A 19,300-nucleotide genomic window follows, 5' to 3' on the forward strand; every position below is an offset into this window, starting at 1 on the left:
CAAGCCCAAACCCATCCTCACCCTTTCCTGTCAAGGGAATTGAGCGGGCATCCTCGAATACAATGCAGGGGATCCGCGAAGCCGTTGAGATGGCATACCCATAGCCCATGAGGTCAATTGTCTTGTCCGGGGATGGCGGAGACTTGAAGGGGCGCCTGTCCAAACTGGAAGAGCAACTGCGCCCTTTGGCAGACAAGGCCGTTCCCCTGCTGGTGGCGGACTCGCATCCAGTGCAGGTGTGGGCGGCAGTTTTGACCTGCCAACGCTTGGGGATCCCGCTGTTCCTGGGTAATCCCCACTGGGGAGAACGGGAATGGGGACAGGCTTTGGCGGATATGGGATCCGGCTGGTGCTGGCGCCAGGGCCGACTGGAAGGGGATCCCGCCCCCTTGAATCTGCGCCTGCGGGATTTGCGGGAAGCTGTGCCCAGCTCCCATTGGCCGCTGATCGGCATCCCCACGGGTGGCTCTGGCGGCCAAGTGAAATGGGCCCTGCACTCTTGGCTGACCCTCAGTGCCTCGGCCAAAGCCCACCAACAGCACTTTGCCGTCGGGCCTGTACACAGCTATTGCCTTCTGCCCTTGTACCACGTCAGCGGCTTGATGCAGGCAGTCCGCTCCTGGCTGAGCGGTGGGCAGTGGGTTGTCTGGGATTGGAAACGGCAACAGCAGGCCGAGTCTTGGGATCCCCCTTTGCCGGGGAGCTTTCTATCGCTGGTGCCCACTCAGTTGCAACGGCTGTTGCTCAGCGCCCATCCGGGAGTTTTGGAGAGCCTGCGCCAATTTCGGGCCATTTTGGTCGGCGGTGGCCCCACCTGGCCCAGCTTGCGGCAACAGGCCCGGCAACTTCACCTTCCCCTTGCCCTCACCTATGGCACGACGGAAACGGCTTCCCAAGTTTGTACGCTGTTGCCGGAAGCGTTTTGGCAAGGCAACGATAGCCTGGGCAGGCCCTTGCCCCACGCCAAGCTCCAGATCCGCAGCCCACAAGGGGATCCCTCCGTGGGCACCCTTCACATCTGGGCAGAGTCGCTGGCGCTGGGCTACTACCCTCAGCCCACGCATGGCTTGCAGGAATGGCAGCAGCAAGGCTTCGCCCCTGGCGATTTGGGCTACCTAGACCCCCAGGGATGTCTCCATTGGCTGGGTCGAGCCGATGACCTAATCCTAACCGGCGGGGAAAAGGTGATGGCTGCAGAAGTGGAAGGGGAGATCCGAGCCAGCGGCTGGGTGGAAGATGCATGTGTGTTGGGCCTACCGGATGCCGAATGGGGGCAGCAGGTGGTGGCGGTGGTCGTCCCCAAAACAGGGATCCCGGCAATCCCCAAAGAGCTGGAAATGCACCTGAAGCAACACCTGAGCCGCCAACTGAGTCCCTTCAAGCACCCCAAGCACTGGCTGTGGTGTACCGGGATCCCGCGCAACCCTCAGGGCAAAGTCAACCGCCAACAACTCCGGCAGTGGGCAGCTCAGACGTTGGGGATCCCAACGCAGGCAAGTTAGCGGGATCCCTCCCGAATGCCCAGACGGGCTAAATCTCGCTTGATTTCAAAGGCCAATTCTCGGTTGTGCGGCTCCGTGGCCAAAGCTTTTCTCAAGTAGGCTTCCGCCTGCTGATAGCGCCCCTCGTAGATCAAATGGTTGCCGAAGCGCTGGTAGGCCAACGCCAAGATGTGGATGGCCTCGCTGGAGTTGGGAAACCGTTTCAGCAGCGCCTCCGCCTGGGCCACCGCCGTGGGCAACTTCCGCTCCCGCCAGGCTGCCTTGACGCGGGCAATCCCCTCCTTGAGCCCTTCCGGATTGGGCTGCTCTGCCGATGAGGGGCCTATGCTGCGAATGACCACCCGCCTTTCGCCGGCAGCAGGAGAGCTGGGTGGAGATTGACGTTGTGCAGATTGACGTTGTGCATCGTAGCGCCGCCGCTGCTCAGGGTCGCTCAGCACTTGGTAGGCTTGGTGGATTTGTTGGAAACGCTCTCGGGATCCCTCCCCTGCCACATCAGGGTGAAACTGCCGCGCCAACCGTCGAAACGCCTGTTTAATCTCTTCAATGTCCGCTGCAGGAGATAGGTTCAGGATCGCGTAGTAATCCATAAACAGTGGCGAAGTCAAGGGAGCGGGAAAAGACTTGACCGAAAACCAGCTCTAGTCTACCCCTGTAGCCCCGGCTTGACTAAGGGATCCCACCAAGCGCTTGGTTCTCCCGCTTCCCTCAGCAGCAGGGATCCAGTGTTAGACTTTGCCCAAGTTGTTTGGAGCCTCCATTCCGGCCTATCGAGGATCCCTTCCTGTTGCCCAACTTCATTGCAACTTGGCTTTTTTATTTCTATCTGTTATGAGTGAAGCGCTTCATCAAGCTCTTGCCAATCGAGATCTAAAACAATTATTGGCCCATTTGCAGCGGGGGGAAGATGTAAATGCTGTCGATGCTCAGGGAATGACCTTGCTTCACAAAGCGACACTCCTTGGCCATCTGGGACTGCTGGACTTGCTCTTAGTATATGGCGCCTCCCCCAATGCCTTAGATCCCACAGGTGCTACCCCTCTCCATTTGGCTGCCGCCAGGGGTCAGGTCAAGCTGGTGGAGCGTCTCTTGAGGGCAGGCAGTGATATCAATCTCCCAGATAACCATGGCTATACCCCTCTCCATCGGGCTGCTTTAACCGATCAGGTAGAAGTAATCGGTCTGCTCATCCAAAAGGGAGCCAACACCGGTCGTGTTCTCCACTGGGCCACAGCCACCGGTCGAAAAAGCATTCTGGCCCGCCTACTATCCAAGGGAGTGCCGGTGGATGCCACTGACGAAACAGGCCGAACCCCTCTGCATGAAGCCGCCACCCGAGGGGATTTGGGCATCGCTCGCTTTCTGCTCTTGTACGGGGCCAATGCCAATGCACGCAACCGATTCGGGGCGACACCGATGCACTGGGCTGCTTGGGAAGGACACATCGAAATCCTGGAGCTTTTGCTGGAAAATGGAGCCGAACTAAACCCTCGCAATGAAGATGGGCATACCCCCTTAGCCTATGCACAAAAACGCCAACACAGGCTGGCTGTCCAATGGTTACAAGATCGAGGAGCAACTCTTTAGCTTAGTATCAAGTTTGGCATAGAGAGTAAAACAAAAGTTAATGAAAATGCTGCTATTTCAAGTCATAGGGTATTTGGTCTTCCTCCCTTCTCATGAGATGGGGTTTGAGAGTGAGGGTAACCCCTACAGAAAAAAGGAGAGAGGCTGTTAGGCTTTCCTCCCTCCAGTCTCTTCGTCGCGGTTAGCGTTAACGCCAGCTAGATTCTAACTGATTCTTCCACCTGATTCAACTTTTTTCTAGAGTTTTTCTTGAGCCCAACATAAATTTTTGAACGACAAAACAAGACATAGGACAGACAGTTTGTCCCAAAAGGTTGGTCTTTTTCCTTAGCTTCTGACAAGTTTGCAAAGGAAACTAGAGCAGCAATCTTTGTATTCGGTCTTGTCTTCCGGTTCCCGAAGCCAGATTGCCCCCTTCCGAAGCCATAACCCTCAGCCGCTGTTGCTCCTTTACACTGCCACCTCCACAGATTGACATGAGCAAGCAAAAAATCTCTCTATCAACTGATTCTGACTCTCATTAGCACAGAACCTTGCTTAGCCTTGGAGAGGAGAAAAAGGGATCCCTGCTGACGCAGATGGCCAGCTCTGCCAGCACAGGATCCCTGCCACATCCAAGACAAGAGAGGAAGACTGATGGATATGACTCCACCACTCAACTGAGTAACAGCATAGCTTTATTGAGATTGAATCGCAATACCTAGCCAACGTAAGAGGAAATGTTCTTGACAAAACTGCTTCAAGTAGTCGTTTCAAGTTAGGGTGAGACGCTTGGGCTACTGAGGAGAGCCTTCTGATTCCCTGTATTCAAGGCTTTAGGTGTGGGTGCAGTGTCCCAGTTTGAATCGAAATGGCCACAAGCAGAGTACCTGGGCTAAAGGGTAATTGGCCAAGATTTGCAGTTTCAGCCCTCTTGAGAGGATAGGTCGCGGAGTTGTGGGCACAGCACAGGTTCAAGGGGGGGTGAGGGGCTGATAGCAGTCGTGGTTCTTATTACCCTCTATTTCAACTGCTCGCGTAGCGGGCCGGAGGCCTTAGCAGGAAGCAACCGGTTGTTTGTTTCACCTTGACGGTGAGATAAATGACTACGCGTTGCGGAACAGTAGGCAATCTCACCGCCATTCAAATGCCGGGGCAGGCAAGAATCAGCTTTTGGCCCAATGGATCCCTAGCGACGATAGCTGAGTCGCCTGGCAGGAGATCGAACCTGACGGCGTTTTCTGCGCCAGCGTTTCCAGCGGGAGACCATCCAGTCGCTTAGGCTGTGGTTCACCGATCCCAGTTCCAACCCCATCCCAATCCAAAAGAGCATCTCGGCGTGAACTTGCAGCAATTGCCAGAGATCGCTGCCCCACACCCAGGGTTGCCACATCCACCAGCCCAACCGGGATCCCAGCCAAGCCCCCAGCAGGCCAGCTCCTCCTGCCCATAGGCTCAAGTACAGTACCCGCACGGCGGTGCCCACAATCGGCCCATGAGACCAAAAGGAGCGATGCCGCATCCACTTGCGGTAGGGCAGCCAAATCCAGCGCAAGAACAGCCAGCGTTGATACTGTCGGGAACAGGTGTCCAGATCTCCAGAAAACATCAGGCCGCTGAACAGATAGGCGGATCCCACAGCCAGGGCAACTGTGGTGCTGTTCCCCAACACACCGGCGGCTAGGGTGATGCCGGGGGCTGTCCAGAGGGTGATGCGATCGTGGGTGGATCCCAGCGGCATAAAGCCAGAGCAACAGTACACGACTGCGGCTCAGTCTACCCGCAAGCAAAGGAGAAAGCCTGCTCCAGCCCTGGGATCGCTCCGCCGGATCTTGAAAAACTTAAGCCTGCTGCTCCCCAGGGATCCCTCGATTCAGGCGATCCAACACCTGCAACTGTCGGTAGAGCATTTCAACCCGTGGCAGATGGATCCCAGCTTGTCGAGCGTACTGCAGTGGGTTGCCGAAGATCACCTGCAGTTCCAGAGGACGTTTGCGCTCATAGTCGATTTTCATGCTGGTGCGGTAGGGGGCCATTTTCTCGGTATTGGTGAGCATTTCTTGGATCAGGGAGTCGGGAAGCAGGCGATCACAAGCTGCAGCTCCCTGTATCACCTCCTGCATCAGCGTTTCCGCCAAAGCACGGGCCTCAGGGTCTCGAATCATTTGCTGAGTATCGGCATTGAACACCACCGAGAGGCCGTTGAAGGGAATATTCCAGACCAGTTTCTGCCAGCGGGCCAACATCAAATCTGGTGAGAGCGAAGTCGGGATCCCTGCCCGTTGAAAATCGGCTTGAACTTGTTGAAGGCGGGGCGTGATCCCTTGGGGGGCATAGCCAGGGCCGTACTCTGCCAGCAGCACCGAACCGTAATCCAGATGGTGAATGTGGCCGGGGCCAACCTTATTGGAGCTGATGAAGCAGAGGCCCCCCATGACCCGCTCTGGGCTAACGCAATCGGCAATCTCGGGTTCCACCCCCAGCCCGTTTTGCAACAAGATCACCACGCCATTCTCGGCCAACACAGGCGGGATCAAGTGCGGCAGAAGCGCATTTTGGGTGGCTTTCAAAGCCACGATCACGCCTTCGCAAGCCGGCATGTCCTCCACGGCTGCGTAGGCATTCACCTGGGGCAAATGAAAATCCCCCCAGCAGGACTGCACCCAGAGGCCGCTTTGGCGAACATGGTCATAGTCGCTGTGCAGCAGAAAATGCACCGAAAAGCCCGCCTGTTGCAATTTCGCCCCATAAAATCCTCCCAAAGCGCCCGTGCCCAAAACAGCGTAGCGGCGGGTTTCCGGCAACCAAGACATGGCAGTGAGTTTCGGCAGGTCATCCCTAAAATACCGCACCCCAGCGCTGGCTCAGGGTTTAATCTTTGCTGTTTTGTCTATCAACAGCACCCGCTCTTCTGCATCGGTTTCCCGCAGATGGACTCTCACCATTTGCTCCGGTTCTGTAGAAAGCTGACAACCGCAGTAATCGGGCTGGATGGGGAACTGCCGGTGACCCCGGTCGATCAACACCGCCAATCGCACCCGTTCCGGTCGCCCAAAGTGGTTTAGAGCCTCCAAAGCTGCTCGCACGGTGCGACCGCGAAAGATAACATCATCCACCAGCACCACTTCTTGGCCGGTCAGGTCACGCGGCATTTCGCTGCGATCGGGGGTGCGCAACCCGCCGGCGCTCAAATCGTCGCGGAAAAAAGTGATGTCCAGCTCCCCTACTTGGGGCGGGATCCCCAGCAGAGTGGCAATCCGATCCCGCAGGCGGTAGGCCAGGGGAACTCCCCGGGTGCGAATGCCGATCAACGTCAACTTTTGGAGGTGGGGATGATCCCTGCCGATCGCCTCTGCCAGACCCTCGATCAGCCCGGCCAACTGCTCCGCATCGAAGACCTCGATCTCGGACATGGATCCCTGTCGCCCCCTCGCCAATCGCGGATCTGGTCTGTAGAAGACTTTAAGATAGCCCAACCTGCCGGCGGGATCCCTATCCGGTAAGATAAAACCAGAAGCAATTCCCAAGCCATGGAGGTTTCCTTGAGGGAGGGATCCACGATGTCTGTTGCTTGGCTGGCTTCGGTTCTGGCGAGGCGGTCTTGGCTGAGCCGTTTCCTGCGGGGGATGGTGCTTTGCGGGCTGATACTCTGCCTGGGGGTTACTCCGCTGGGATCCCCGGCCCAGGCAGAGGACTACACCAAACGAGATCTGCAGGGGGTGAGCTTTGCAGGGCAAGACCTGAGCGGCTGGAAGTTTCTCAAGGCCAACCTGCGCCAAAGCGATCTCAGCCACGTGAAGGCGGCAGGGGCAAACCTATTCGGGGCCAATCTCAGCAAAGCCAACTTGCGCGGGGCCGACCTGCGGGGGGCCACTTTGGACATGGCCAACTTACAGGGTGCGGATCTGCGAGAAGCGCAACTGCAGGACAGCATGATGTGGCTGGCCCGAGTCGAAGGGATCCAAATTGATGGGGCCGATTTCACCAATGCCTTAATACGCCAAGACGCCCTCTCCATCCTCTGTGAACGGGCCACCGGCGTTAACCCTGTAACCGGTCGGGCCACCCGCGACACCCTCGAATGTAACTAGCCCTCACCCCCTCTCCTCTGGGAGAGGGGAGATCTGGAATCTAGGGCTCAGGAGCTGGGAGCGGCTGCCTCAGAACGGGTGGGCTTGCGTTGAAACTGGCTGAGCAGAGAGTTCCAGGCCAAGCGGGCCATCGACAACAGCCAATTCCCCTCCAACTCCCTAAACAGATCCATGTTCAGCTTGAAGGCATAGTTGGCCTCTGCCACAATGCGGTCGATGGTGGTTTGATCCAGCTCCAACGCATCCAGCTGGGCGCGGTAGCGCTGCTTGAATTTGCCCTCATGAGGGATCTGCTCGAAATCGTAGAAGGCCGTTCCTTCCCCCTGCGGCAAGCCCATGGCCCGGCGGGCAATGTTTTTGAGGATTTGACCGCCCGACAGGTCGCCGATGTAGCGGGTGTAGGCGTGAGCGATCAGCAGAAGCGGATCTTTTTCCACCACTTCCCGAATGCGGTTGACATAGACCTGGCAGGCAGGGGAGGGCTTGACCAAAGAGCGCCAGTTGGGGCCAACAAAATAATTTAAATCCTTCTCCAGGCTGGCCTTGCGCCACAGCTCTGGGTAGTAGAGCCGGCCCACCAGGGGGTGCTCTCGCAGTTGGGCAAAGCCTTCTTCCAAAGCGCTGTAGACAAAGTAGAAATTGCCCACGTAGCGGCTGTAGGCCCGCTTATCCACCACTCCCTTCAGGAAACACTTGATAAACACCATGTTCTCGGCCATGGTGTGGGACTGCTTGGTGCCCTCCCGCAACTGGGCCGACAGGCTGTTGTCCCGGTTACTCAAATCATTCTTATTCTGATTGTTGTGGCTTTGACTCACAAAACCCTCCTTGCCAACAAACTGCGCTTCTGGATCACCTGCAAGCCATCCGGAGGTTCCCCCAGCCTGAGAAGCTTTGTAAACCCATTCCTAGCCCCTTCTCATGATTGTTGTTGATGGCTCCGCCACAGCCTGCATCAACAGCGTGCATCTCAAAAGCGACGCAAACCGGCGCCAAGTCCACTCTGTCGACCGGCTGAGCCTGTCAGAGCCACCCCTCCGATCCCCAAGGTTGACCGGAAATCCGAGCTGGAGCAGCGGATGATCCGCAAAAACGGTTAAAGATTAGAATAATCTGCTTGAGTGTGAATGGATGTGAACAATCCTTAAGGCATGGCGGAAACCGCCCCTGCCCCGGCAGCCAAAAGGGGATCCCCAGCGGTTTTGCCGAGATTTTCCAAGTGAGCCCTCAAGGGATCCGGACAGCCCCTCGACCTTTGTAACGTTCGTTGACGATCGTTGGCGGGGTTTCTATAATGGAAGACCTGACTGCAGCGCGACCCCTCCCGAGCAACGCATGACACAATTAGCAGTGCCATCCCCTGTCGCTCCTACCTTTCCTGACCTGGTGGAGATTCAGCGGGAGAGTTTCTTGTGGTTTTTGCGAGAAGGGTTTGAAGAGGAGCTTCTCAGCTTTTCCCCCATCATCGATTACACTGGTAAGCTGGAGCTGCACTTCCTGCCTGAATATCGCCCTGGGGATCCCTCCAAAGGGTACAAGATCAACCGCCCCCGCTACGACCCTGAGGAGGCCAAGCGGCGGGATGCCACCTACCAAGCGCAGATCCGGGTGCCCACTCGCCTGATCAACAAAGAGACCGGCGAGATCAAAGACATGGACGTCTTCATCGGCGAACTGCCCTTGATGACGGATCGGGGCACCTTCATCATCAACGGCGCCGAGCGGGTGATCGTCAACCAAATTGTGCGCAGCCCCGGCGTCTATTACAAATCGGAGCTGGACAAAAACGGGCGTCGCACCTACAGCGCCAGCCTCATCCCCAACCGCGGTGCCTGGCTGAAGTTCGAGACCGACAAAAACGGCCTGGTGTGGGTGCGCATCGACAAAACCCGCAAGCTCTCGGCGGCAGTTCTGCTGAAAGCCTTGGGCCTGAGCGACTCCGAGATTTACGACAACCTGCGCCACCCCGAATTCTTCCAGAAAACCATGGAGAAAGAGGGGCCCTACACCGAAGAAGAAGCCCTAATGGAGCTGTACCGCAAGTTGCGGCCCGGGGAACCCCCCACCGTATCGGGTGGCCAGCAGTTGCTGGAATCCCGCTTCTTCGACCCCAAACGCTACGATTTGGGCCGGGTAGGGCGCTACAAGCTGAACAAAAAGTTAAATTTGAACGTAGCCGAAAGTGTGCGGGTGCTTACCGTCACCGACATTTTGGCCGTCATCGACTACCTGATCAATTTGGAGTACGACATCGGCCATGTGGACGACATCGACCACCTGGGCAACCGCCGCGTGCGCTCCGTGGGCGAGCTGCTGCAAAACCAGGTGCGGGTGGGCCTGAATCGCCTGGAGCGGATCATCCGAGAACGGATGACAGTCTCCGAGTCGGAAAACCTCACCCCGGCCTCTTTGGTCAACCCCAAACCCTTGGTGGCGGCCATTAAGGAGTTCTTCGGCTCCAGCCAGCTCTCCCAGTTCATGGATCAGACCAATCCCCTGGCGGAGCTGACCCACAAGCGCCGGTTATCTGCCCTGGGCCCCGGCGGCCTAAGTCGGGAACGGGCCGGCTTTGCGGTGCGGGATATCCACCCCAGCCACTACGGCCGCATCTGCCCCATCGAAACTCCAGAAGGCCCCAACGCCGGGTTGATTGGATCCCTGGCCACCCACGCCCGCGTCAACCAGTACGGCTTTATCGAAAGCCCCTATTACCGGGTCGAGAACGGCGTGGTGCGCAAAGATCTGGGCATGGTCTACCTCACTGCCGATGAAGAGGACGAGTACCGCGTAGCCCCTGGGGATGTGCCGGTGGATGCCGAGGGCCGCATCACTGCCGACTTGGTGCCGGTGCGCTACCGCCAAGAGTTCACCACCGCTCACCCCACAGAAGTGCACTACGTCCAGGTGGCACCGGTGCAGGTCATCTCGGTGGCCACCTCCTTGATCCCCTTCCTGGAGCACGACGACGCCAACCGCGCCTTGATGGGAGCCAACATGCAGCGGCAGGCGGTACCCCTGCTTAAGCCGGATCGGCCTTACGTGGGCACGGGCTTGGAAGCGCAGGCGGCACGGGACTCCGGCATGGTGGTGGTGTCGCGCACCAATGGCGTGGTGACCTATGTCTCTGCCGACGAAATCGTGGTTCGGCCAGATGACGGCGGGGATCCAATTGTCTATCGCCTGCAGAAATACCAGCGCTCCAACCAAGACACCTGCCTCAACCAGCGTCCCCTTGTCTATACGGGGGATCGGGTGGTGGCTGGCCAGGTGCTGGCGGATGGCCCGGCGACCGAAGGGGGCGAGTTGGCTTTGGGCCAAAACGTGTTGGTGGCCTACATGCCCTGGGAGGGCTACAACTACGAAGATGCCATCTTGATCAGCGAGCGGCTGGTCTACGACGATGTCTTTACCTCGGTACACATCGAGAAGCACGAGATCGAGGCCCGGCAAACCAAACTGGGCCCTGAGGAGATTACCCGCGAAATCCCCAACGTGGGGGAAGATGCCCTGCGGGACCTGGATGAGAACGGCATTGTGCGCATTGGGGCTTGGGTGGAGGCCGGCGACATTTTGGTGGGCAAAGTCACCCCCAAAGGGGAGTCGGATCAGCCCCCAGAAGAGCGGCTATTGCGGGCCATTTTCGGGGAAAAGGCTCGGGATGTGCGGGACAACTCGCTGCGGGTGCCCAACGGCGAGCGCGGTCGGGTGGTGGATGTACGCATCTTTACCCGCGAACAGGGGGATGAGCTGCCTCCCGGCGCCAACATGGTGGTGCGGGTCTACATTGCCCTCAAGCGCAAAATCCAGGTGGGGGACAAGATCGCGGGCCGTCACGGCAACAAAGGCATCATCTCCCGCATCTTGCCGATTGAGGACATGCCCTACCTAGCGGACGGCACACCGGTGGATGTGGTGCTCAACCCCTTGGGGGTGCCTTCCCGGATGAACGTGGGCCAAGTGTACGAGTGCCTGCTGGGCTGGGCAGCAGAACATCTGGGAGTGCGCTTCAAGCTGATGCCCTTTGATGAGATGCACGGTTTAGAAGCCTCCCGTCTGACGGTGGAGGCCAAGCTGAGGGAAGCCCGAGAGAAGACCGGCAAGGACTGGATTTTTAACCCGGAAGGCAAGTACTGCGGCAAAATCCAGGTGTTTGACGGTCGCACCGGGGAGCCCTTCGACCAGCCCGTTACGGTGGGCCGCGCCTACATGCTGAAGCTGGTGCACTTGGTGGATGACAAGATCCATGCCCGCTCCACCGGCCCCTATTCTTTGGTGACCCAGCAACCGCTGGGGGGCAAGGCGCAGCAGGGCGGCCAGCGCTTTGGGGAGATGGAGGTGTGGGCTTTGGAGGCGTTTGGGGCAGCCTACATCCTGCAGGAGTTGCTCACCGTCAAGTCCGACGACATGGTGGGGCGCAACGAGGCTCTCAACGCCATTGTCAAGGGCAAGCCGATCCCTCGACCCGGCACGCCGGAGTCCTTCAAGGTGCTGGTACGGGAGTTGCAGTCCCTCTGCCTAGATGTGTCGGTACACAAGGTGGAGGTGGACAGCGAAGGGCAAACCCACGATGTGGAAGTGGATCTGATGGCCGATACTTCCAACCGTCACACTCCCTCTCGACCCACCTATGAATCGGTTACGTCTGAGGATCTCTCGCCATCACCCGCCTTTACCAGAGTGCTCCGCACCGCTGACGCGAATGCCAGCCGCAGCCTTGAGGAAGATGAGGACGAGGAGGAGGAAGAGGACTTTTGAGGGTTGAGAGCGCTCCCCACCCCTGACGCGAACGTGACGGGGATCCCCTTCAACCCACGAAGGAGGGTGGGGCTTCCCTCTCCTTTGGGTTCAGCAAGCCAGGAGGAAAACGGCGATGGCCAAAACAGAGCAACGCTTTGACTATGTCAAAATCGGCTTGGCTTCTCCAGAACGGATCATGGAATGGGGCCAGCGCACCCTGCCGAATGGTCAAGTGGTGGGGGAAGTCACCAAGCCTGAGACCATCAATTACCGCACCCTCAAGCCGGAGATGGATGGTCTTTTCTGTGAGCGCATCTTTGGGCCGGCCAAAGACTGGGAATGCCACTGCGGCAAGTACAAGCGGGTACGGCATCGGGGGATCGTCTGCGAGCGCTGTGGGGTGGAGGTGACCGAGTCGCGGGTGCGCCGCCACCGCATGGGCTACATCAAGTTGGCTGCCCCCGTCACCCACGTTTGGTATTTGAAAGGGATCCCCAGCCACATCGCCACCCTGTTGGATATGCCGCTGCGGGATGTGGAGCAAGTGGTGTACTTCAACGCCTACGTAGTGGTGGATCCGGGCAATGCCCAGAATCTCTCTTACAAGCAACTGTTGACGGAGGATCAATTCCTCGAGATCGAAGATCAGATGTACGAGGAGGGATCCGAACTGCAACTGCCGGAGAACTGGGCGATGATCGGGGCGGAGGCCATCGAGCGCCTGCTCAAGGATATCGACCTGGAAAAAGAGGCGGAGCAACTGCGGGAGGAGATCACCACTGCTCGCGGCCAAAAGCGGGCACGCCTGATCAAGCGGCTGCGGGTGATCGACAACTTCATTGCCACCGGATCCCGTCCGGAGTGGATGGTGTTGCGGGTGCTGCCGGTGATCCCGCCGGATCTGCGCCCCATGGTGCAGTTGGATGGGGGCCGCTTTGCCACCAGCGACCTCAACGATCTCTACCGTCGTGTGATCAACCGCAACAACCGCCTGGCCCGGCTGCAGGAGATCATGGCACCGGAGATCATTGTGCGCAACGAAAAGCGCATGCTCCAGGAGGCGGTGGACGCGCTGATCGACAACGGTCGGCGGGGGCGCGTGGTGGCGGGGGCCAACAACCGTCCCCTCAAGTCCCTCTCCGACATCATCGAAGGCAAACAGGGGCGCTTCCGGCAAAACCTGTTGGGCAAACGGGTGGACTACTCCGGACGTTCGGTGATTGTGGTGGGGCCCAGCCTGCGCATGCACCAGTGCGGCCTGCCCAAAGAGATGGCCATCGAGCTGTTCCAGCCCTTTGTCATCCACAAATTGATCAAGCGGGGCATTGTCAACAACATCAAGGCTGCCAAAAAGATGATCCAGAGCAATGACCCACAGATTTGGGATGTGCTGGAAGAGGTGATCGACGGCCACCCCGTCTTGCTCAACCGTGCCCCCACCCTGCACCGCCTGGGGATCCAAGCTTTTGAGCCAATCCTGGTGGAGGGAAGGGCGATTCAACTTCACCCCTTGGTCTGCCCCGCCTTCAATGCTGACTTCGACGGCGACCAGATGGCGGTGCATGTGCCCCTGTCGTTGGAAGCCCAGGCGGAAGCGCGCCTGCTGATGCTGGCCACCAACAACATCCTCTCCCCGGCCACCGGCGCTCCCATCATCACCCCCAGCCAAGATATGGTGTTGGGGTGCTACTACCTGACGGCGGACAACCCCCACGCGCCAGATATTGGCGATCGCTTCTTCGCCAGCTTGGAAGATGCTCTCATCGCCTACGACCGCGGCGCCATCGGCCTGCACAGCAAGGTCTGGGTGCGCTACCACGGCCCGATGGAGTTGGGCAAGGGCGAAAAAGAGTCCGAGCCGCAAATCATCGAAGAACCGGGCGGCATTCGCCTCAAGATCACCAACTACCGCCGTATCCGCGAGGATCAAGACGGCAACGTGATCAGCCAGTACATTCGCACCACGCCGGGCCGGATCATTTTTAACAAGACCGTGCAAGATATTTTGTCTGCGTAGTTCATCCTCTGCCGTAGGACGGCTCTTCTCTCCCCTCTCTCCTCTTCTCTCTAGCGAGGCATCATGAGCGAAAAAGGACGATTTTCCGCTGGCCTGGCGCGGCAGGCTGCCGACGGTAACAAAGCCGACACCCCCTTGCCCCCTGTGCCCTTTCGCAACTATCAAATTGGCAAAAAAGAGCTGCGTAACCTGATTGCCTGGTCTTTTGCCCGCTACGGCACAGCCCGCACCGCTCAGATGGCGGATGCTCTGAAGACCCTGGGCTTCAAATACGCCACCCAGGCAGCCGTCTCCATCAGCGTCGAAGATCTGCGCGTTCCCCCCAGCAAGCGGCAGTTGTTGGCGCAAGCGGAAGCCGAGATCGAGGCGGCCACCGAGCGCTACACCCGCGGGGAAATCACAGAGGTGGAGCGCTACCAAAAGGTGATCGACACCTGGAACCAGATCAACGACCAGATCAAGGAGGAGATGCTCAGCAACTTCCGCCAGAACGATCCCCTCAACTCCGTCTACATGATGGCCAACTCGGGGGCGAGGGGGAATGTCTCCCAGGTACGGCAGTTGGTGGGCATGCGCGGCCTGATGGCCAACCCCCAGGGGGAGATCATCGATTTGCCCATCAAAACCAATTTCCGCGAGGGCCTGACCGTTACCGAGTACATCATCTCTTCCTATGGGGCCCGCAAGGGCTTGGTGGATACGGCCCTGCGCACCGCCGACTCCGGCTACCTCACCCGCCGCTTGGTGGATGTGTCTCAGGATGTGATCGTGCGGGAATCTGACTGCGGCACTGAGCAGGGCATCCTTCTGGAATACCTGATGGACGGGGACAAGGTGGTGGTGTCCCTGGAGGAGCGCTTGGTGGGCCGAGTGTTGGCGCGCGACGTGGTGCACCCAGAAACCCAGGTGGTGCTTGCCCGTCGCAACCAAGAGGTGGATCACGACCTGGCCAAGACGATTGTGGAGGCCGGCATCCGGCAGGTGATGGTGCGTTCTCCCCTCACCTGTGAGGCCAACCGCTCCGTGTGCCGGATGTGCTACGGCTGGAGCTTGGCCCATTCCCGCCTGGTGGATCTGGGGGAAGCGGTCGGGATCATCGCCGCCCAATCGATTGGGGAGCCGGGCACCCAGTTGACCATGCGCACCTTCCACACGGGAGGCGTGTTTACAGGGGAGGTGGCCCGCCAAATTCGCGCCCCCTTTGCGGGTGTGGTGCGGTTCCCGAAAAATCTGCGCACCCGCCCCTTCCGTACCCGCCACGGCGACGATGCTCTACAAGTGGAGGTAAACAACCAAATCATCTTGGAAGGCCCAGACGGTCAACGGGAGTCCTTCGACATGACCCAGGGATCCACCCTGCTGGTGCGGGACGGAGCCCAGGTGCAGCGGGATCAGTTGATTGCAGAGGTGTCCCTGGCCAAGGCCAGCCGTAAGAGCACCGAGAAAGCCCAGAAAGAGGTGGTGGCCGACCTGGCTGGAGAAATTCGCTTTGCCGATCTGCCCATCGAGGAGAAGACTGACCGCCAGGGTAACACCACCTACACTGCCCAGCGGCAGGGATTGATCTGGGTGATGTCTGGACAGGTGTACAACCTGCCTCCGGGGGCCGAGCCGGTGGTGAAAAACGGGGATCGGGTAGAAGCGGGGGATGTGATCGCCGAAACCTCGCTGGTGACGGAGCATGGCGGCATTGTGCGGCTACCGGAGCGCAGCGACACCAGAAGTGGGCGCGAGGTGGAGATCATCAACGCTTCGGTGGTGTTGCGGGAAGCACGGGTACGGGTGGAATCCCACCAGGGGCGGGAGCAGTTTTTGCTGGACACTTCCAGTGGGCAGACCTTTGTTCTCAAGGCTACTCCGGGCACCAAAGTGGGCAACGATGAGGTGGTGGCGGAGCTGATCGACAACCACTTCCGCAGTCAGACGGGAGGCTTGGTGAAGTTCGCCGGCATTGAGGTGGCACGGCGCGGCAAGGCCAAGCAAGGTTACGAAGTCATCCAGGGCGGCACCCTGCTGTGGATCCCAGAAGAGACCCACGAGGTGAACAAGGACATCTCCCTGCTGAACGTGGACGACGGCCAGTATGTGGAAGCGGGCACCGAGGTGGTGAAAGACATCTTTTGCCAGAATGCCGGTGTTGTCGAAGTCATCCAGAAGAACGACATTCTGCGGGAGATCGTCATCAAGCCGGGATCCCTGCATCTGGTGGACAACCCCGCCGACTTGGAAGTGAAAAGTGGCACACTAATCCAGCCAGGGCAACCGGTGCTCAGCAGCATCGTTCCCGACCGACTGGTCTACCTGGAACACGTGGAAACTCCCGAAGGCCCAGGCTTGCTGCTGCGTCCGGTGCAGGAGTACGAGATCCCCGACCGGCCCTTGGTGCCCACTCAAGAGTCCACCAGCGAGTCCGGTCGCTCCATTCGTCTGCGGGCGGTGCAGCGGGTTCCCTTCAAAGATGGGGAGCGGGTGAAGTCGGTAGGCCCTGTAGAGCTCCTGCGCACCCAACTGGTGCTGGAAATCGATACCGACGCCCCACAACTGAAGGCCGATATCGAGCTGATCCAAGATGAGAAGGATCCAGATATTCGCCGCCTGCAACTGGTGATTCTGGAAACCCTGTTGCTGCGCCGCGACGTGGAAGCGGATCTGACGCAGGGGAGTACCCACACGCGGCTGTTGGTGAAGGAAGGAGACTCCATCGCCAGCGGAGATGTTATCGCCCGCACCGAAATCCAAGCCAAAAAGGCCGGGATCGTCCAAGGGATCCGCCAGGGAGCGGAAGTGGTGCGGCGGGTGCTGGTGATTACCGACGACGATCTGGTGCAGGTGCCCCTGACAGGTTCAGCCAGCGTGGCGGTAGGGGTGCTGGTGCGGGTTGGGGACGAGCTTGCTCCCGGGATCCCTTCTCCACAGTCGGGACAGGTAATGCAGATAACGGACGGCCAAGTGGTGTTGCGGATAGCGCGGCCCTACTTGGTTTCTGCGGGTGCCATTCTGCAGGTACGAGATGGCGATCTGGTGCAGCGGGGGGATTCCCTGGCCCTCCTGGTGTTTGAGCGGGCCAAGACGGGGGACATCATCCAGGGTCTGCCGCGGATTGAGGAGCTGCTGGAGGCCCGCAAGCCCAAGGAAATGTGTGTTCTGGCCAAGCGGCCCGGCACCGTTCAACTGAGCTGGCGGGGAGAAGAGCCAGATCTCAAGGTCATCGAAGCCGATGGCACGGTTAGAGACTATCCTGGGCTGCCGGGGCAGAGCTTGATCGTGGTAGATGGACAGCCGGTGGGGGTGGGGGATCCCCTAACCGATGGCCCTGCCAACCCCCACGACCTCTTGGAGATCTACTACGAGTACCATCGCCAAACCTTGGGAGATGACCAAGCCGCACGGTTGGCTCTGCGGGAGGTGCAGCGCTTCTTTGTCAACGAAGTGCAGAACGTCTACCGCTCCCAGGGGGTGGAGATCTCTGACAAACACATTGAGATCGTGGTGCGCCAGATGACCTCCAAGGTGCGGGTGGATGATGGTGGCGACACCATCCTGTTGCCGGGGGAGCTGGTGGAGTTGCGGGAAATCCAGCAGATCAATGCCACCATGGCCATTACTGGAGGAGCGCCGGCCAAATACACGCCCGTCCTGCTGGGGATCACCAAGGCCAGCTTGAATACCGACAGCTTCATCTCAGCGGCCAGCTTCCAGGAAACCACCCGCGTGCTGACTGAGGCGGCCATTGAGGGCAAATCCGACTGGCTGCGCGGCTTGAAGGAAAACGTAATCATCGGGCGCTTGATCCCGGCAGGCACGGGCTTCACCACCTACGAGGAGATTGCCGCCGAGCCGGAGCCTGACGAAGAGGAGGAAGAGCCTGCGGTGTTGCCGGAGCTGCCGCCTCGTTTGATCTTGGAGGATGATCAATTGATCGACGATTCCACCCCTGCCTTCGACGAGCTAGAGGAGGATGACGACGAGGAGGAGTGAGGCGCTGGGTCTCCAGGATTGGGCCACTTTGCAAACTGAAATCGTCAGTTGCTGCCGCTGCCCCCGCTTGGTGGCCTGGCGAGAGTCAGTCGCCCTTCAGAAGGTGGCCCGTTTTCGCGACCAGCTCTACTGGGGCCGACCGGTGCCAGGGTTCGGGGATCCGCAGGCGCGGCTGTGGGTGATCGGGTTGGCACCGGCAGCTCATGGGGGCAACCGCACCGGGCGGGTGTTTACCGGGGATCCCAGCGGGGACTGGCTGTTTCGCGCCCTGTACCGAGCCGGGTTTGCCAATCAGCCCACCTCTACCCACCGAGAGGATGGCCTGCAATTGCAGGATTGCTACATCTCAGCCGTGGTGCGCTGCGCTCCCCCAGACAATCGCCCCACCGTCACAGAAGCCAAGGCCTGCCTGAGCTACCTGAAACAAGAGCTGGAGCTGCTAACCCAGGTGCGGGTGATCCTGACGTTGGGGCATTTTGCCTTCCAACACGCTCTGATGCTCTTGTCGCCTCTCAGGCCCCGCCCCCGCTTTGGCCACAATTGCGTTATTCCTTTGGCAGAGGGTCGCTATTTGCTGGCGTCTTACCATCCCAGCCGGCGCAACACGGCCACACGGCTGCTGACGGAGCCGATGTTGGATGCCGTTTTCGCGCAAGCCCAGCAGTTGCTGTCTGGTAAGCCAGCCCGACCGGCTGAGGATTAGGCGGGTTGCCAAGATTCGAGGCGATAGGCACTGTCCCAAAACAGCCATTCCAACCGGGAGGCAGTGACAAAAGCTGCCCTCATCTTTTCCCGCAGCGGTTCTGTAGCCTGCTGAGCGACGGAGTCGGTGATGTCCAAAGCCTGCTGCACCACTTGGGCAAATTCTTCCCCGGCGTAGGTGTCGATCCACTGTTGGTAGGGATTGTCAGGCTGCGCGGTGCGATAGATGGTGGATCCCACCTCTCGGTAGATCCAAAAGCAGGGCAGCACAGCGGCAATGGCCACCTCATAGGGATCCACAGCCGCCGCAGCCAACAAAAAACGGGTATAGGCGAAGCAGGCAGGGGCATAGGCTGTTTCGGGTTGAATGTCGTAGAGGCGAAAATAGCTTTCGTGCAGGCTGCGTTCGGCCACAATGGCTCCCAGGGCAAAGTTCAAGAAACTCACCACCTGCTCAGCCCCTTCGGAACGAGCTCCAATCAAGGCCAGGGCGCGGGCAAAGTCGGTGAGATAAAGAGCATCCTGCTGCAAGTAAAACTGGAACCGCTGCCGCGATAGGCTGCCCGCTGCCAACTCTCGGTTGAAGGGGTGATCGAGGATTTGCTTGTAGATGGGGTAAACTACCCGACTCCGACCGCTAAAGCAGTACAGGGCGGGCTTTCGGTAGCCCTGAGCCTGCTCTGCCCTACCAGAGAACAAAACAGGCC

The 19,300-nt window shown here is 59.1% G+C and carries 13 protein-coding genes; 7 read left to right on the plus strand and 6 right to left on the minus strand.

The window, feature by feature from the left end; genetic code table 11:
* The first annotated feature begins 107 nt into the window (after positions 1 to 107).
* Positions 108 to 1,502: a 2-succinylbenzoate--CoA ligase gene (locus NW843_RS01740; RefSeq protein ID WP_414521931.1), complete on the plus strand. Its 1,395-nt coding sequence runs from the start codon at positions 108 to 110 to the stop codon at positions 1,500 to 1,502.
* Here NW843_RS01740 and NW843_RS01745 read toward each other — a convergent pair.
* Entirely contained in the window at positions 1,499 to 2,092 is a 594-nt protein-coding gene (locus tag NW843_RS01745) for a J domain-containing protein (protein WP_011433991.1), read from the minus strand. The genes NW843_RS01740 and NW843_RS01745 overlap by 4 nt on opposite strands.
* Positions 2,093 to 2,333: 241 nt before the next feature.
* Between NW843_RS01745 and NW843_RS01750 the strand changes: the two genes are divergently transcribed.
* Entirely contained in the window at positions 2,334 to 3,089 is a 756-nt protein-coding gene (locus NW843_RS01750) for an ankyrin repeat domain-containing protein (protein WP_414521932.1), read from the plus strand.
* A gap of 1,168 nt (positions 3,090 to 4,257) precedes the next feature.
* Here NW843_RS01750 and NW843_RS01755 read toward each other — a convergent pair.
* The 3 genes from NW843_RS01755 to pyrR all read right to left on the minus strand — a co-directional run bounded on the left by NW843_RS01755 (position 4,258) and on the right by pyrR (position 6,481).
* Positions 4,258 to 4,830, minus strand: coding sequence for a metal-binding protein (locus NW843_RS01755; protein ID WP_414521933.1), 573 nt, complete (start codon positions 4,828 to 4,830; stop codon positions 4,258 to 4,260).
* Between the two features lie 79 nt (positions 4,831 to 4,909).
* Positions 4,910 to 5,881, minus strand: a complete 972-nt coding sequence (locus NW843_RS01760; RefSeq protein ID WP_414521934.1) for a putative 2-dehydropantoate 2-reductase — start codon at positions 5,879 to 5,881, stop codon at positions 4,910 to 4,912.
* Between the two features lie 51 nt (positions 5,882 to 5,932).
* Complete coding sequence (pyrR, locus tag NW843_RS01765; protein WP_414341613.1) at positions 5,933 to 6,481, minus strand: bifunctional pyr operon transcriptional regulator/uracil phosphoribosyltransferase PyrR; 549 nt, start codon at positions 6,479 to 6,481, stop codon at positions 5,933 to 5,935.
* 147 nt (positions 6,482 to 6,628) lie between these two features.
* Here pyrR and NW843_RS01770 point away from each other — a divergent pair, with 147 nt between their 5' ends.
* Positions 6,629 to 7,159, plus strand: coding sequence for a pentapeptide repeat-containing protein (locus NW843_RS01770; RefSeq protein ID WP_414388677.1), 531 nt, complete (start codon positions 6,629 to 6,631; stop codon positions 7,157 to 7,159).
* 47 nt (positions 7,160 to 7,206) lie between these two features.
* Here the strand turns inward: NW843_RS01770 and NW843_RS01775 are convergent, their stop codons facing one another.
* Positions 7,207 to 7,920, minus strand: coding sequence for a heme oxygenase (biliverdin-producing) (locus NW843_RS01775; RefSeq protein WP_414521940.1), 714 nt, complete (start codon positions 7,918 to 7,920; stop codon positions 7,207 to 7,209).
* A 574-nt stretch (positions 7,921 to 8,494) separates the two neighbouring features.
* Between NW843_RS01775 and rpoB the strand changes: the two genes are divergently transcribed.
* The 4 genes from rpoB to NW843_RS01795 all read left to right on the plus strand — a co-directional run bounded on the left by rpoB (position 8,495) and on the right by NW843_RS01795 (position 18,594).
* Entirely contained in the window at positions 8,495 to 11,914 is a 3,420-nt protein-coding gene (rpoB, locus tag NW843_RS01780; RefSeq protein WP_011433999.1) for a DNA-directed RNA polymerase subunit beta, read from the plus strand.
* Positions 11,915 to 12,029: 115 nt separating this feature from the next.
* Positions 12,030 to 13,913, plus strand: coding sequence for a DNA-directed RNA polymerase subunit gamma (locus tag NW843_RS01785; RefSeq protein ID WP_414521935.1), 1,884 nt, complete (start codon positions 12,030 to 12,032; stop codon positions 13,911 to 13,913).
* Positions 13,914 to 13,976: 63 nt separating this feature from the next.
* Positions 13,977 to 17,891: a DNA-directed RNA polymerase subunit beta' gene (locus NW843_RS01790; RefSeq protein WP_414521936.1), complete on the plus strand. Its 3,915-nt coding sequence runs from the start codon at positions 13,977 to 13,979 to the stop codon at positions 17,889 to 17,891.
* Positions 17,872 to 18,594, plus strand: a complete 723-nt coding sequence (locus tag NW843_RS01795) for a uracil-DNA glycosylase (protein WP_414521937.1) — start codon at positions 17,872 to 17,874, stop codon at positions 18,592 to 18,594. Before NW843_RS01790 ends, NW843_RS01795 begins: the two co-directional genes overlap by 20 nt.
* On the opposite strand, the gene tenA is transcribed toward NW843_RS01795, so the two are convergent.
* Positions 18,591 to 19,244, minus strand: coding sequence for a thiaminase II (gene tenA, locus NW843_RS01800; protein WP_414521941.1), 654 nt, complete (start codon positions 19,242 to 19,244; stop codon positions 18,591 to 18,593). The two genes, NW843_RS01795 and tenA, sit on opposite strands and share 4 nt — an antisense overlap.
* Positions 19,245 to 19,300 lie beyond the last annotated feature (56 nt).

This window comes from Synechococcus sp. R5-12 (genome assembly GCF_047502655.1).
Classification (GTDB): domain Bacteria; phylum Cyanobacteriota; class Cyanobacteriia; order Thermostichales; family Thermostichaceae; genus Thermostichus.